The organism is Pseudomonas sp. PVC-3-1, assembly GCF_057444315.1.
Genome location: NZ_CM172023.1, coordinates 529,852 through 543,956 on the forward strand (window position 1 = coordinate 529,852; position 14,105 = coordinate 543,956).

The 14,105-nt window shown below is 66.1% G+C and carries 13 protein-coding genes; 8 read left to right on the forward strand and 5 right to left on the reverse strand.

Features of this window, described 5'->3' with window-relative positions:
* The first annotated feature begins 22 nt into the window (after positions 1-22).
* Complete coding sequence (locus AC2T4A_RS02560) at positions 23-1,027, forward strand: aspartate carbamoyltransferase catalytic subunit (protein WP_416743553.1); 1,005 nt, start codon at positions 23-25, stop codon at positions 1,025-1,027.
* A complete protein-coding gene (locus AC2T4A_RS02565) occupies positions 1,024-2,295 on the forward strand; it encodes a dihydroorotase (RefSeq protein ID WP_416743554.1) in 1,272 nt (423 codons plus the stop codon). Before AC2T4A_RS02560 ends, AC2T4A_RS02565 begins: the two co-directional genes overlap by 4 nt.
* Positions 2,296-2,487: 192 nt before the next feature.
* Here the strand turns inward: AC2T4A_RS02565 and AC2T4A_RS02570 are convergent, their stop codons facing one another.
* The 5 genes from AC2T4A_RS02570 to pilT form a co-directional block, all read right to left on the reverse strand.
* Positions 2,488-3,657: a trans-sulfuration enzyme family protein gene (locus AC2T4A_RS02570; RefSeq protein WP_478378310.1), complete on the reverse strand. Its 1,170-nt coding sequence runs from the start codon at positions 3,655-3,657 to the stop codon at positions 2,488-2,490.
* Positions 3,654-5,027, reverse strand: coding sequence for a pyridoxal-phosphate dependent enzyme (locus AC2T4A_RS02575; protein ID WP_478378311.1), 1,374 nt, complete (start codon positions 5,025-5,027; stop codon positions 3,654-3,656). Before AC2T4A_RS02575 ends, AC2T4A_RS02570 begins: the two co-directional genes overlap by 4 nt.
* A gap of 212 nt (positions 5,028-5,239) precedes the next feature.
* Positions 5,240-5,644 (reverse strand): NINE protein, encoded by a 405-nt coding sequence (locus AC2T4A_RS02580; protein ID WP_024766756.1) that lies wholly within the window; start codon positions 5,642-5,644, stop codon positions 5,240-5,242.
* Between the two features lie 69 nt (positions 5,645-5,713).
* On the reverse strand, positions 5,714-6,859 hold the full coding sequence (gene pilU / locus AC2T4A_RS02585) for a type IV pilus ATPase PilU (RefSeq protein ID WP_478378312.1): 1,146 nt from the start codon (positions 6,857-6,859) through the stop codon (positions 5,714-5,716).
* Between the two features lie 103 nt (positions 6,860-6,962).
* Complete coding sequence (gene pilT, locus AC2T4A_RS02590; protein ID WP_017520118.1) at positions 6,963-7,997, reverse strand: type IV pilus twitching motility protein PilT; 1,035 nt, start codon at positions 7,995-7,997, stop codon at positions 6,963-6,965.
* Positions 7,998-8,070: 73 nt separating this feature from the next.
* On the opposite strand from pilT, the gene AC2T4A_RS02595 reads away from it, so the two are divergent.
* The 6 genes from AC2T4A_RS02595 to metX all read left to right on the forward strand — a co-directional run bounded on the left by AC2T4A_RS02595 (position 8,071) and on the right by metX (position 14,103).
* Positions 8,071-8,760: a YggS family pyridoxal phosphate-dependent enzyme gene (locus AC2T4A_RS02595; RefSeq protein WP_478378313.1), complete on the forward strand. Its 690-nt coding sequence runs from the start codon at positions 8,071-8,073 to the stop codon at positions 8,758-8,760.
* A 29-nt stretch (positions 8,761-8,789) separates the two neighbouring features.
* Positions 8,790-9,623, forward strand: coding sequence for a pyrroline-5-carboxylate reductase (proC, locus tag AC2T4A_RS02600; RefSeq protein WP_478378314.1), 834 nt, complete (start codon positions 8,790-8,792; stop codon positions 9,621-9,623).
* Between the two features lie 265 nt (positions 9,624-9,888).
* Entirely contained in the window at positions 9,889-10,482 is a 594-nt protein-coding gene (locus tag AC2T4A_RS02605; protein WP_416743562.1) for a YggT family protein, read from the forward strand.
* A gap of 6 nt (positions 10,483-10,488) precedes the next feature.
* Positions 10,489-10,779, forward strand: a complete 291-nt coding sequence (locus tag AC2T4A_RS02610) for a DUF167 domain-containing protein (RefSeq protein ID WP_416743564.1) — start codon at positions 10,489-10,491, stop codon at positions 10,777-10,779.
* Positions 10,780-10,897: 118 nt separating this feature from the next.
* On the forward strand, positions 10,898-12,865 hold the full coding sequence (locus AC2T4A_RS02615; RefSeq protein WP_416743566.1) for a dynamin family protein: 1,968 nt from the start codon (positions 10,898-10,900) through the stop codon (positions 12,863-12,865).
* Between the two features lie 98 nt (positions 12,866-12,963).
* On the forward strand, positions 12,964-14,103 hold the full coding sequence (gene metX / locus AC2T4A_RS02620) for a homoserine O-succinyltransferase MetX (RefSeq protein ID WP_478378315.1): 1,140 nt from the start codon (positions 12,964-12,966) through the stop codon (positions 14,101-14,103).
* Positions 14,104-14,105: the final 2 nt, after the last annotated feature.

The window sequence follows — 14,105 nt, forward strand, 5'->3', positions numbered from 1 at the left end:
ACCTACATTCAGGGCCTGCCACATGCCGACCGACGCCAAGCGCCCGCTGCAGCTCAACGATCTGGGCCAGCTGCGCCACTTCCTCTCGCTCGACGGGTTGTCCCGCGAACTGCTGACTGAAATCCTCGATACCGCCGACTCCTTCCTCGAAGTCGGCGCCCGTGCGGTGAAGAAAGTCCCGCTGCTGCGCGGCAAGACCGTGTGCAACGTGTTCTTCGAGAACTCCACGCGCACCCGCACCACCTTCGAACTGGCCGCCCAGCGACTGTCCGCTGACGTCATCTCGCTGAACGTGTCGACCTCCTCGACCAGCAAGGGCGAGACGCTCACCGACACCCTGCGCAACCTCGAAGCCATGGCCGCCGACATGTTCGTCGTGCGCCACAGCGACTCGGGCGCCGCGCACTTCATCGCCGAGCACGTCAGCCCCAACGTCGCCGTGATCAACGGCGGCGACGGCCGCCACGGCCACCCGACCCAGGGCATGCTCGACATGCTCACCATCCGCCGTCACAAGGGCAACTTCGAGAACCTCTCGGTGGCCATCGTCGGCGACATCCTGCACTCGCGGGTGGCGCGCTCCGACATGCTGGCGCTGAAAACCCTGGGCTGCCCGGACATCCGCGTCATCGCCCCGCGCACCCTGCTGCCGGTGGGCCTGGAAGAGCAGTACGGGGTGAAGGTCTTCACCAACGCCGACGAAGGCCTGAAGGACGTCGACGTGGTGATCATGTTGCGCCTGCAGCGCGAGCGCATGGCCGGTGGCCTGCTGCCCAGCGAGGGCGAGTTCTTCAAGCTCTACGGCCTGACCCAGAAACGCCTGCAGCTGGCCAAGCCCGATGCCATCGTCATGCACCCCGGCCCGATCAACCGCGGCGTGGAAATCGACTCCGCCGTGGCCGACGGTGAACAGTCGGTGATCCTCAACCAGGTCACCTACGGCATCGCCATCCGCATGGCCGTGCTGTCCATGGCCATGAGCGGCCAGAACGCCCAACGCCAGCTGGAACAGGAGGACGCGCAATGACCGTCAGTATTCGTGGCGCCCACCTGATCGACCCGGCCAGCGGCCTGGACAAGGTCTGCGACCTGCATATCGAAGCCGGCCGCATCGTCGCCATCGGCGACGCTCCCGAAGGCTTCCACGCCGCCCAGGAAATCGATGCCGCCGGCCTGATCGCCGCGCCCGGCCTGGTCGACCTGAGCGTTGCCCTGCGCGAGCCGGGTTACAGCCGCAAGGGCAATATCGAAAGCGAAACCCGCGCCGCCGCTGCCGGCGGCGTCACCAGCCTGTGCTTCCCGCCGCAGACCAAGCCGGTGCTGGACACCTCGGCGGTCGCCGAGCTGATCCTCGACCGCGCCCGCGAGGCCGGCAACGCCAAGGTCTTCCCCATCGGCGCGCTGACCAGGGGTCTGGCCGGTGAGCAGCTGTCCGAGCTGGTCGCCCTGCGCGACGCCGGCTGCGTGGCCTTCACCAATGGCCTGGCGCCGATGGCGAGCAACCGCGTGCTGCTGCGCTCGCTGGAATACGCGGCGACCTTCGACCTGACCGTGATCTTCACCTCTCAGGACAACGACCTGGCCGAAGGCGGCATCGCACACGAAGGCCCGACCGCCAGCTTCCGCGGTCTGGCCGGCATCCCGGAGACCGCAGAGACCGTAGCCCTGGCGCGCAACCTGCTGCTGGTGGAACAGTCCGGCGTGCGTGCGCACTTCAGCCAGCTGACCAGCGCCCGCGGCGTCGAGATGATCGCCCAGGCCCAGGCGCGTGGCCTGCCGGTCACCGCCGACGTGGCGCTGTACCAGCTGATCCTCACCGACGAGGCGCTGGCGGACTTCTCCAGCCTGTACCACGTGCAACCGCCGCTGCGCTCGCGCAAGGACCGCGACGCCCTGCGCGAAGCGGTGAAGAGCGGCGTGATCCAGGCCATCGCCAGCCATCACCAGCCCCATGAGCAGGACGCGAAGAACGCGCCGTTCGCCGCCACCGATCCGGGCATCAGCAGCGTCGAATTGCTGCTGCCACTGGCCATGACCCTGGTGCAGGACGGCCTGCTCGACCTGCCCACCCTGCTCGCGCGCCTCTCCAGCGGCCCCGCCGCCGCCCTGCGCCTGCCGGCCGGCAAGCTGGCAATCGGCGCGGCAGCCGACGTGGTGCTGTTCGAAGCCGACGGCCAGACCCTGGCGGGCGAAACCTGGCACTCCCGCGGGCAGAACTGCCCGTTCCTCGGCCACTGCCTGCCGGGCGTGGTGCGCTGCACCCTGGTGGACGGGCATATCGTCCACGCGGTGTAACGCCTCATCGCTCCATGAAAAAGCCCGCCGATTGGCGGGCTTTTTCGTGAGCGCTCGCGTAGCGACGCATCGCGCAGGCGTGCGCGGTTTCGCCCCTTGTAGGAGCGAGCTTGCTCGCGAACATTCCGGGCACTGAGGCTGGGCGGTTCGCGAGCAAGCTCGCTCCTACCAAAAGCGGTTCGGCGCAGGGCGTCAGATCATCGCCAAGGCCTTCGCCAGATCGGCGCGCAGGTCTTCCACGTCTTCGACACCGACCGACAGCCGGATCAGCGAATCACCGATCCCCAGCGCCGCGCGGTTCTCCGGCGGGATGCTGGCGTGGGTCATGATCGCCGGGTGCTCGATCAGGCTTTCCACGCCGCCCAGGCTCTCCGCCAGGGCGAACAGCTGGACGTTCTCCAGGAAGCGCCGCGACCCGGCGAGATCGGTGTCCAGGTCCAGCGAGATCATCCCGCCGAAGCCCTTCATCTGCCGGCGCGCCAGTTCGTGCTGCGGGTGCGATGGCAAGCCAGGGTAATAGACGCGTTTTACCTGCGGCTGCTGTTCCAGCCATTTCGCCAAGTCGAGGGCATTGGCGCAGTGTCGCTCCATGCGCAGGGCCAGGGTCTTCACGCCGCGCAGGGTGAGGAAAGCGTCGAACGGCCCGGCGATGGCGCCCACCGAGTTCTGCAGGAAGCCCAGGCGCTCGGCGAGGTCGGGGTTGTCGCCGACAATGGCAATGCCGCCGATCACGTCGGAGTGACCATTGAGGTACTTGGTGGTGGAGTGCACGACGATGTCGAAGCCCAGGTCCAGCGGACGCTGCACGTAGGGGCTGGCGAAGGTGTTGTCGGCCACGCAGAGGATGCCGCGCTCGCGGCAGGTGCGGGCGATGGCGCCCAGGTCGGTCAAGCGCAGCAGCGGATTGCTCGGGGTTTCCACCCAGACCATGCGCGTCTTGTCGGTCAGCACCGCTTCCAGGGCGCCGGGTTGGGCCAGGTCGGCGAAGTGGAAATCATGCCCGGCGCTGCGCCGACGCACCCGTTCGAACAGGCGGAAGGTGCCGCCGTAGAGGTCGTTGCCGGAGACGATGTGCGAGCCGGCGTCGAGCAGCTCCAGCACTGCCGAAATGGCCGCCAGCCCCGAGGCGAACGCAAACGCCTTGCTGCCGCCTTCCAGGTCCGCGACGCAGCGCTCCAGCGCCCAGCGCGTGGGGTTGTGCGAGCGTCCGTAGTCCAGGCCCTTGTGCACGCCGGGGCTTTCCTGGCGGTAGGTGGAGTTGGCGTAGATCGGCGGCATGATCGCCCCGGTGGACGGGTCCGGCTCCTGCCCGGCGTGGATCACGCGGGTGGCGAAACCGAGGCGGTCGTCGTGCTGGCTCATGCGAGGGTCCTCCGTAGATGGTTGAGCAAGTCGAATCGTGTGATCAGGCCGTGGAAGCCCGAGGTGTCGGCGATGATCGCCACCAGCCCGCGCGCGAGCACGGCTTCGAGTTCCTTGAGGCTGGCGCCGGGCGCCAGGGTTTCCGGGGCAGTGCTCATGGCGCCGGCGACGTCGCTGCGGAAATGCGTCGGGTCGTCATGTACGCCCAGCAGGATGTCGGACTCGTCGATGACGCCGACCAGTCGCTGACCGTCGAGCACGGGGAGCTGGGAGATGTCCGCCAGACGCATGCGCTGGAAGGCCGTAAGCAGCGTATCGCCGGGACCGACGCTGACCACGCGGCCTTCCTCGAAACGCCGCGCGATGATGTCGCGCAGGTCGCCGTAGCGCTTGCGCTGCAGCAGACCCTGGTCGGTCATCCACTGATCGTTGTAGATCTTCGACAGATAGCGCGTGCCGGTGTCGCAGACCAGGCTGACCACACGCTTGGGCTCGGTCTGCTCACGGCAGAAACGCAGCGCAGCGGCCAGCAGCGTGCCGGTGGACGAACCGGCGGCAATGCCTTCATTGCGCAGCAGTTCGCGGGCAGTGCTGAAGCTTTCCTCGTCGCTGATGGAATAGGCGTGGCGCACGCTGGAGAGGTCGGCGATCGACGGCACGAAGTCCTCGCCGATACCCTCCACCGCCCAGGAACCGGGCGTGCCGATGGCGCCCGAGCGGGAGTACTCGGCCATGATCGAACCCACCGGGTCGGCCAGAACCATTTCCAGGTCCGGCTGGACCTTCTGGAAGAACCGGGTCAGGCCGGTGAGCGTACCGGCGGAACCGACGCCGACCACCACGGCATCGAGGTCATGGCCGGTCTGCGCCCAGATTTCCGGACCGGTGCCGGTCTCGTGGGCCAGCGGGTTGGCGGGGTTGTTGAACTGGTCGGCGAAGAAGGCGTTCGGCAGGTCTTTTGCCAGCCGCGCGGCGACGTCCTGGTAGTACTCGGGGTGCCCCTTGCCGACGTCGGAGCGGGTGATATGCACTTCGGCGCCCATGGCGCGCAGGTGCAGGACCTTCTCGGTGGACATCTTGTCCGGCACCACCAGCACCACCCGGTAGCCCTTGGCGCGGCCCACCAACGCCAGGCCGAGGCCGGTGTTGCCGGCAGTGGCTTCGACGATGACGCCGCCGGGCTTGAGCCGGCCGTCGCGCTCGGCAGCCTCGATCATGGCGACGCCGATGCGGTCCTTGATGGAGCCGCCGGGGTTCTGTGATTCGAGCTTGAGGAACAGGGTGCAAGGTCCGGTATCGAAGCGTGTGACGCGGACCATGGGGGTATTGCCGATCAGGTCGAGTACGGCGGGGCGGGATTCGTTGCTCATGGCAGCCACTCCTTCTGGGCGCCACGGGGATCGCCCGGCGGCGCCTGCTACTGTCCTCCTGACCTTAGGCGGGAGGCACAGCTCGCGCCAGGCGGCGCGACGAAAGACGGCGGAGTTGTTTTTCGTAGGAGCGAGCTTGCTCGCGAACGTGCTGCCCTGCAGCGCTGATCTTGAAGCGGTTCGCGAGCAAGCTCGCTCCTACAAAAGAAGGATCAGATCCGCTGCGGCCCGTTGCGCTCGGAAATCTGACTGTTCAGCGTCCAGAAGTCATACAGCACGCCGACCAGGAACAGCCCGCCAGTGAACAGGTAGATGATCCCGGTGATCCACTTGCCCATGTACATGCGATGCACGCCGAACACGCCGAGGAAGGTCAGCAGGATCCAGGCGACGTTGTAGTCGATACCGCCAGCACGGTAGCGCTGGTCCGCCGCATCATCCATGGAGGGGATGAGGAACAGGTCGATGATCCAGCCGATGAAGAACAGGCCGAGGGTGAAGAACCAGATGGTGCCGGTGATCGGACGGCCGTAGTAGAAGCGGTGCGAGCCGGTGAAGCCGAAGATCCACAGCAGGTAGCCGATGACTTTGCTGTGGGTGTCAGGGTTGGCGGACATGCCTTTCTCCCGTTGCGTTGCGTGGCAGCCAGAATAAACGAAAAGCCCGCACTAGGCGGGCTCTTCAGGTCAGCGGAAACGGCGATTGGGATCGTCTTCGCTCATTTCCAGGGTCAGCCCCTGGGTCATGGTGGACAGGTGGTCGGCATCGGTTTCCGAGCCGAGCTTGATCATCAGGCGCAGGTCGTTCGCCGAGTCGGCGTAGGCCAGCGCGTCTTCGTAGGTGATCTCGCCCTGGGTGTAGAGCTGGTACAGCGCCTGGTCGAAGGTCTGCATGCCCTGCTCGGTGGAGCGCTTCATCAGCGGCTTGAGCTCGTGGACCTCGCCCTTGCGGATCAGGTCGGCGGCCAGCGGGGTGTTCAGCAGCACTTCGATCACCGCACGGCGGCCCTTGCCGTCCGGGGTCGGCACCAGTTGCTGGGCGACGATGGCCTTGAGGTTCAGCGAGAGGTCCATCCACACCTGACCATGACGGTCGGCCGGGAAGAAGTGGATGATCCGCTCCAGCGCCTGGTTGGCGTTGTTGGCGTGCAGGGTCGCCAGGCACAGGTGGCCGGTTTCGGCGAACGCCACGGCGTGGTCCATGGTCTCGCGCGAACGCACCTCGCCGATCATGATCACGTCCGGCGCCTGGCGCAGGGTGTTCTTCAGCGCGACTTCGAAGGTATCGGTATCCAGGCCCACCTCGCGCTGGGTGACGATGCAGCCCTGGTGCTGGTGGATGTACTCGATGGGGTCTTCGATGGAGATGATGTGGCCGGTGGAGTTCTTGTTGCGGTAGCCGATCATCGCCGCCAGCGAGGTGGACTTACCGGTACCGGTGGCACCGACGAAGATCACCAGGCCGCGCTTGGTCATCGCCAGTTTCTTGAGGATTTCCGGCAGTTTCAGGTCATCGATGGTCGGGATGTTGGTCTCGATGCGGCGCAGCACCATGCCCACCAGGTTGCGCTGGTAGAAGGCACTGACACGAAAACGGCCGACGCCACGGGCGCTGATGGCGAAGTTGCACTCGTGATTCTCGGCGAAGTCGCGGCGCTGCTGCTCGTTCATCACCGAGAGCACGGTTTCGCGGGTCTGCTCCGGCGACAGCGCGGTCTTGGTGACCGGTAGCACCTTGCCGTTGACCTTCATCGAAGGCGGCACGCCCGCCGTGATGAACAGGTCGGAGGCTCCCTTTTCCACCATCAGGCGCAACAGCTTCTCGAATTCCATGATCTTTCTCGCCGAGTTCACGCTGACTACGACAGGGCTGTCGGATCACGAAGCGGGTGCGTGTGGCGCGCTCCGTGCGCCGGGCCGCAAGGGCCCGGTGGGGTTAGAAGTTTTCCGGGATCTTGGCTTTTTCTTTCGCCGCGTCGCGGGTGACCAGGCCCTTGGCGACCAGGCCCTTGAGGCACATGTCGAGGGTCTGCATGCCGATCGCCCCGCCAGTCTGGATCGCGGAGTACATCTGCGCGACCTTGTCCTCGCGGATCAGGTTACGGATCGCCGGGGTGCCGATCATGATCTCGTGGGCCGCGACCCGACCGCCGCCGATCTTCTTCAGCAGGGTCTGGGATATCACTGCCTGCAGGGATTCGGAGAGCATGGAGCGGACCATGGATTTTTCCTCGGCGGGGAACACGTCGACGATACGGTCGATGGTCTTGGCCGCGGAGGTGGTGTGCAAGGTGCCGAATACCAGGTGGCCGGTTTCCGCAGCGGTCAGGGCCAGGCGGATAGTCTCCAGGTCACGCATCTCACCCACCAGGATGATGTCCGGGTCTTCACGCAGGGCCGAGCGCAGGGCCTCGTTGAAGCCGAGGGTATCGCGGTGCACCTCGCGCTGGTTGACCAGGCACTTCTTCGATTCGTGAACGAATTCGATCGGGTCTTCGACGGTGAGGATGTGGCTGTACTTGGTGTTGTTCAGGTAGTCGAGCATCGCTGCCAGCGAGGTGGACTTGCCCGAACCGGTCGGCCCGGTGACCAGCACCAGGCCGCGCGGCACGTCGGAGACGCGCTTGAATACCTCGCCCATCCCCAGGTCTTCCATGGTCAGGACCTTGGAGGGAATGGTCCGGAACACGGCGCCGGCGCCACGGTTCTGGTTGAAGGCGTTGACCCGGAAGCGGGCTACGCCCGGCACTTCGAAGGAGAAGTCGGTCTCCAGGAACTCTTCGTAATCCTTGCGCTGCTTGTCGTTCATGATGTCGTAGATCAGCGCGTGAACCTGCTTGTGCTCGAGCGGCGGCAGGTTGATGCGGCGAACATCGCCGTCGACGCGGATCATCGGCGGCAGGCCGGCCGAGAGGTGCAGGTCCGAAGCGCCCTGCTTGGCGCTGAAGGCGAGCAGCTCGGTAATATCCATGGGACTCCCCAATCAAGAGCAAGCAGGTAGAATGCCGCAGAACACGCAGCAGCCGGGCGGAAAAGCGACGGTAATGTCCACGATAGCAGAGAATATTGCAAAGGTTCGCGTACGAATCCGTGAGGCGGAACAAGCGAAAAATCGCACGCCTGACTCGGTGCAGTTGCTTGCCGTGAGCAAGACCAAACCCGCCGCCGATATCCGCGAGGCGTTCTCCTGCGGCCTGGCCGATTTTGGCGAGAACTACCTGCAGGAAGCGCTGCTCAAGCAGGCCGAGCTGGCCGACCTGCCACTGACCTGGCATTTCATCGGCCCCATCCAGTCGAACAAGACCCGGCCCATCGCCGAGCACTTCGACTGGGTGCACTCGGTGGACCGCCTGAAGGTCGCCCAGCGCCTCTCCGAGCAGCGCCCGGCGCACCTGCCGCCGCTGAACGTGCTGCTGCAGGTGAACGTCAGCGGCGAGGACAGCAAGTCCGGCTGCTCCCCTGCCGAACTGCCCGCCCTCGCCCAGGCCGTTGCGCAACTGCCCCACCTGAAACTGCGTGGCCTGATGGCAATCCCCGAACCCACCGAGGACGTTGCCGCGCAGCACGCCGCGTTCGCCCGGCTGCGCGAGCTGATGCAAGCCCTGAACCTCGGCCTGGACACCCTGTCCATGGGCATGAGCCACGACCTCGAAGCCGCCATCGGCGAAGGCGCCACCTGGGTGCGGATCGGTACCGCCCTGTTCGGCGCCCGCGACTACGGCGCCTCGCACTGACGCACTGAATGAATAAAGGAAGAGACTCCATGAGCAGCACCCGTATTGCCTTCATCGGCGCCGGCAACATGGCCGCCAGTCTCATCGGCGGCCTGCGCGCCAAGGGCGTGCAGGCCGGCAACATCCGCGCCAGCGACCCGGGCGCCGAGCAGCGCGCGAAGATCGCCGCCGAGCACGGCATCGAAGTGGTCGGCGACAACGCCAGCGCCGTGGCCGGCGCCGACGTGGTGGTCCTGGCGGTCAAGCCGCAGGTCATGAAGGACGTCTGCCTGGCACTGGCGCCGGCGCTGAGCGCAAACGCGCTGATCGTCTCCATCGCCGCCGGCATCCCCTGCGCCAGCCTGGAGCGCTGGCTCGGCGCGGTGAACGGCCAGCCGCGCGCCATCGTCCGCTGCATGCCCAATACCCCGGCACTGGTCGGCCTGGGCGCCAGCGGCCTTTTCCCCAATGCCAGCGTCAGCGCCGCCCAGCGCGAACAGGCGCAGCAACTGCTGAGCGCCGTGGGCATTGCCCTGTGGCTGGACGAGGAGCGCCAGATCGACGCGGTCACCGCTGTCTCCGGCAGCGGCCCGGCCTACTTCTTCCTGCTGATGGAAGCCATGACCGCCGCTGGCGAGAAGCTCGGCCTGTCCCGCGAAGTCGCCGGCCAACTGGCCCGCCAGACCGCCCTGGGCGCCGCGCAGATGGCCACCACCAGCGATGTCGACCCGGCCGAACTGCGCCGCCGCGTGACCTCGCCCAAGGGCACCACCGAAGCGGCCATCACCACCTTCCAGGCCAACGGCTTCGAGGCACTTGTGGAGAAAGCAGTAGGCGCCGCCGACCACCGCTCCGCCGAGCTGGCCGAACAACTGGGCCGCTGATTGCGATGACGCACACCGCCCGGCGACCAGGGAAGGTCGCACTGCCCCTCGCCTTCGCCCTGCCGCGCAACCTGGTCGCGGCCCCGGCACACCGGCCCCACGCTGACGGCCTGCCGGGGTTGAATTTGCACGTGACGAAACACACTTACACGCGACCGGCGACGATGAATTCCCTACAGTATGGCGTTACAGCGCCGTCGTTGACCGACCGCCCGATTCGCCCGGCCCTGTGCGCCGGCGCCCAACGCTTACCAAGGACCGCCCAATGACCGGACTTTCCACAGCCGCCATCTATGTGATCCAGACACTTGGCAGCCTGTACCTGCTGATCGTGCTGCTGCGCTTCATCCTGCAACTGGTCCGCGCCGACTTCTACAACCCGCTCAGCCAGTTCATCGTGCGTGCCACCAAGCCGCTGCTGAACCCGCTGCGCCGTGTCATCCCCGGCTTCGGCGGCATCGACTTCGCCTCGCTGGTGCTGGCCATCCTGGTCCAGCTGCTGCTGATGGTCATCACCTTGACCCTGATGGGCTACGGCGTCGGCGGCTACATTCTGCAACTGCTGGTGTGGTCGATCATCGCGGTGACCTCGCTGTTCCTGAAGATCTTCTTCTTCGCCCTGATCATCAGCGTGATCCTCTCCTGGGTCGCCCCGGGCAGCTACAACCCCGGCGCCCAGCTGGTGAACCAGATCTGCGAGCCGTTCCTGGCGCCCTTCCGCAAGCTGCTGCCGAACCTGGGCGGGCTGGATATCTCGCCGATCTTCGCCTTCATCGCGCTGAAGCTGATCGACATGCTGGTGATCGGCAACCTGGCCGCCATGACCGGGATGCCACAAATCCTTTCGCCCTTCATGTAAGCGGTCATGCCGTTCTACCACTGGGACGGCGAGGACCTGATCCTCGACTGCCACCTGCAGCCCAAGGCGAGCCGCGACGAGTTCGCCGGGCTGCACGGTGAGCGCCTGAAAATCCGCCTCACCGCGCCACCGGTCGAAGGCAAGGCCAACGCCCACCTGCTGGCCTTCCTCGGCAAGGCCTTCGGCGTACCGAAAAGCGCGGTGAAGCTGGAAAGCGGCGAACTCAATCGCCAGAAGCGCGTGCGCATTCCCCGTCCGACGAAAATTCCGGCAGAGCTCGGGATAGCCGCTCGGTAACCTTGGCCGACCTTACGTGTAGGAATGTGCTGTAGGCCAATTGCTATTCCTACACTCCGTCGCATAATCCACGCCATCCATTCCCCGCGCAGGACGCGCCAGCCCAAGGAACGCCCGGATGAGCATGGAACGTCTCAGTCAGCAGATCGATGCGTACGTCACCTGGAAGCGCGAGTTGGTCCGTGAGATCACCCGCTATCGCAGCTGGCTGGAACGCGCCCGGCTGAATACTCCGGAAATCGAGCAACGCCTCGAACGCACCCTGCGCCTGCTGCGCGTCGACCACATCACCCTGGCCTTCGTCGGCGAGTATTCGCGCGGCAAGACCGAGCTGATCAACAGCCTGTTCTTCTCCGGCTACGGCCGCCGCATGCTGCCGTCCCAGGCCGGGCGCACCACCATGTGCCCCACCGAGCTGTTCTTCGACCCGCGCTCGGAGCGGCCGTACATCCGCCTGCTGCCCATCGAGACCCGCGCCGCCGACGCCAGCGTTGCGCAGTTCAAGCGCATCCCGCGGCACTGGGTAAACATCCCGCTGGACACCTCTGACCCGGCAAACATGGCCGAAGCCTTCGCCCAGGTTGCCAAGACCAAGCCACTACCGGTGGAACAGGCGATCCAGCTGGGCTTCCACCCGGACATGCTCGAAGCCACCGACAAGCCCGGCATCGTGCTGGTGCCTGCCTGGCGCCACGCGCTGGTCAACTTCGACCACCCGCTGCTACGCCAGGGCCTGCGCATCCTCGACACGCCCGGCCTGAACGCCCTGGGCAGCGAGCCGGAACTGACTCTGTCGATGCTGCCCAGTGCGCAGTCGATCCTCTTCCTGCTGGCTGCCGATACCGGAGTCACCGCCTCCGACATGGCGATCTGGCAGGATCACGTGCGCCAGCTCGGCGAAGACGGCCACACCTCTCTTTATGCGGTGCTGAACAAGATCGACGTGCTCTGGGACGACCTGGCCGGTGAAGCCTTCGTGCAGAACGCCATCCGCCATATCCAGGACACCACCGCGCGCCAGCTGGGCATTGCCCGCGAGGACGTGCTGCCGCTGTCGGCCAAGCAAGCGTTGCTGGCCAAGGTCCGCGGCGACCGCGAATTGCTTGCGCGCAGCCAGATGGAATCCCTCGAAGAGCTGCTCTGCGAGCGCATCGTCGCGCAGAAGGAGCGCCTGCTGGAGACGGCCGTGGTCGGCCAGGTGCTGGCGCTGGTGAATAACAGCCAGCACAGCCTGCGCGTGCGCCTGGACAAGGTGAAGGAGCAGCAGGCGCTGCTCAACGATCAACAGCAGGACAGCGGCCAACTGCTGTTCGAACTGACCGCGCGAACCAAGGACGACCACAACCTGCACCACAAGCGCTTGCTCAGCCTGAAGACCAACCAGCGCCTGCTGCGCCACCAGGGCGAGCAGCTGCGCGAGGCGGTGCGCGCCGAACGTCTGGAACAGCACCTGAAGAAGGTCCATGACAAACTGCGCGGCAGTTGGACCACCGTCGGCATTCACCAGGCCATCCTGCAGTTCTTCCGCACCGTAGAGGGCGACCTGGTTGCCCTCGGCCACGAAGCGGAGACCGCCAACCGCATGGTGGCAGCCATCTACCTGCGACATAACGAGGAAAACCCGCTCAACGCCCTGGACGCCCCGCAGTTCCGCGTCCAGCGCTACCTGCGCGACCTCGCCAAGCTGCAGGAAAAGGCCGACCGCTTCCGCCTGCACCTCAAGACCCTGCTCACCGAGCAGCGCCTGCTGACCCGGCGCTTCTTCGCCACCGTCGCCCAGGAAGTCATCGGCCTGCACCAGCGCCTGCGCGAAGAGGCCGAACAGTGGGCCGCCGACGCCCTGATGCCGCTGATGCAGTACAGCCTGGAACACAAGCAGATGCTGGAAACCCACATGCTGCGCCTCAAGGCCCTGGCCCAGGAAACCCAGCAGGCGCGCCAGCGCTCGCTGCTGCTGGGACGCTATACAGAGGAACTGGAACAGCAGCTCGCCGAAGCCACCGACATCCTCCGCCAGCTGCGCCGCCCGGCACCGCTGCAGCGCCAGGCCAAGGTCGTCACCCTGCCCACCTCCCAGCGCGCCTGAAACCCGCGCCACGCCCGCCCCGCCCCTTCCGAGCGCGCTTGCCGCAGGGGGCGGCGCTCTTTAGACTGGCCGTCCTTTTTTATTCATGAGCTGGGTCGATGCCAACAGTCTTCCCCGAAGATTCCGTCGGTCTGGTCACCCCCCAGACGCTGCAGTTCAACGAACCGCTGCCCCTGGCCTGCGGCAAGACCCTGCCCGAATACCAGTTGGTGATCGAGACCTACGGCGAACTGAACGCCACGGCGAGCAATGCCGTGCTGATCTGCCACGCCCTCTCCGGCCACCACCACGCCGCCGGCTACCACAGCGTCGATGAGCGCAAGCCGGGCTGGTGGGACAGCTGCATCGGTCCGGGCAAGCCCATCGACACCCGCAAGTTCTTCGTCGTCGCGCTGAACAACCTGGGTGGCTGCAACGGCTCCACCGGGCCGACCAGCCTCAACCCCGCCACCGGCAAGACCTACGGCGCGGATTTCCCGGTCGTCACCGTGGAAGACTGGGTCAACAGCCAGGCGCGCCTGGCCGATCGCCTCGGCATCCAGAGCTGGGCGGCCATCGTCGGTGGCAGCCTGGGCGGCATGCAGGCGCTGCAATGGACCATCAGCTACCCCGAGCGCGTGCGCCATTGCCTGTGCATCGCCAGCGCCCCCAAGCTGTCGGCGCAGAACATCGCCTTCAACGAAGTCGCGCGCCAGGCGATCCTCTCCGACCCGGAGTTCTTCGGCGGCCACTTCCAGGAACACGACGTGATTCCCAAGCGCGGCCTGCGCCTGGCGCGGATGGTCGGGCACATCACCTATCTCTCCGATGACGCCATGGGCGCCAAGTTCGGCCGCGACATGAAGTCGGAGAAGCTCAACTACGACCTGCACAGCGTCGAGTTCCAGGTGGAAAGCTACCTGCGCTACCAGGGCGAGGAGTTCTCCACCCGCTTCGACGCCAATACCTATCTGCTGATGACCAAGGCGCTGGACTACTTCGACCCGGCCGCCGCCCACGGTGACGACCTGGCGCGTACCCTCGCCGGGGTGAAAGCGGACTTCTGCCTGATGTCCTTCACCACCGACTGGCGCTTCTCCCCGGCGCGTTCGCGGGAGATCGTCGACGCGCTGCTGGCGGCGAAGAAGAACGTCAGCTACCTGGAAATCGACGCCCCGCAAGGCCACGACGCCTTCCTGATGCCGATTCCGCGCTACCTGCAAGCCTTCAGCGGTTACATGCACCGCATCAGCGTATAAAA

Bases quoted from the DNA above. Each gene is read 5' to 3' on its own strand.
- AC2T4A_RS02565 (WP_416743554.1), top strand. From the start codon at position 1,024: ATGACCGTCAGTATTCGTGGCGCCCACCTGATCGACCCGGCCAGCGGC.
- AC2T4A_RS02570 (WP_478378310.1), bottom strand. From the start codon at position 3,657: ATGAGCCAGCACGACGACCGCCTCGGTTTCGCCACCCGCGTGATCCAC.
- AC2T4A_RS02575 (WP_478378311.1), bottom strand. From the start codon at position 5,027: ATGAGCAACGAATCCCGCCCCGCCGTACTCGACCTGATCGGCAATACC.
- pilT (WP_017520118.1), bottom strand. From the start codon at position 7,997: ATGGATATTACCGAGCTGCTCGCCTTCAGCGCCAAGCAGGGCGCTTCG.
- proC (WP_478378314.1), top strand. From the start codon at position 8,790: ATGAGCAGCACCCGTATTGCCTTCATCGGCGCCGGCAACATGGCCGCC.
- pilU (WP_478378312.1), bottom strand. From the start codon at position 6,859: ATGGAATTCGAGAAGCTGTTGCGCCTGATGGTGGAAAAGGGAGCCTCC.
- AC2T4A_RS02610 (WP_416743564.1), top strand. From the start codon at position 10,489: ATGCCGTTCTACCACTGGGACGGCGAGGACCTGATCCTCGACTGCCAC.
- AC2T4A_RS02605 (WP_416743562.1), top strand. From the start codon at position 9,889: ATGACCGGACTTTCCACAGCCGCCATCTATGTGATCCAGACACTTGGC.
- AC2T4A_RS02615 (WP_416743566.1), top strand. From the start codon at position 10,898: ATGAGCATGGAACGTCTCAGTCAGCAGATCGATGCGTACGTCACCTGG.
- AC2T4A_RS02560 (WP_416743553.1), top strand. From the start codon at position 23: ATGCCGACCGACGCCAAGCGCCCGCTGCAGCTCAACGATCTGGGCCAG.
- AC2T4A_RS02580 (WP_024766756.1), bottom strand. From the start codon at position 5,644: ATGTCCGCCAACCCTGACACCCACAGCAAAGTCATCGGCTACCTGCTG.
- metX (WP_478378315.1), top strand. From the start codon at position 12,964: ATGCCAACAGTCTTCCCCGAAGATTCCGTCGGTCTGGTCACCCCCCAG.
- AC2T4A_RS02595 (WP_478378313.1), top strand. From the start codon at position 8,071: ATGTCCACGATAGCAGAGAATATTGCAAAGGTTCGCGTACGAATCCGT.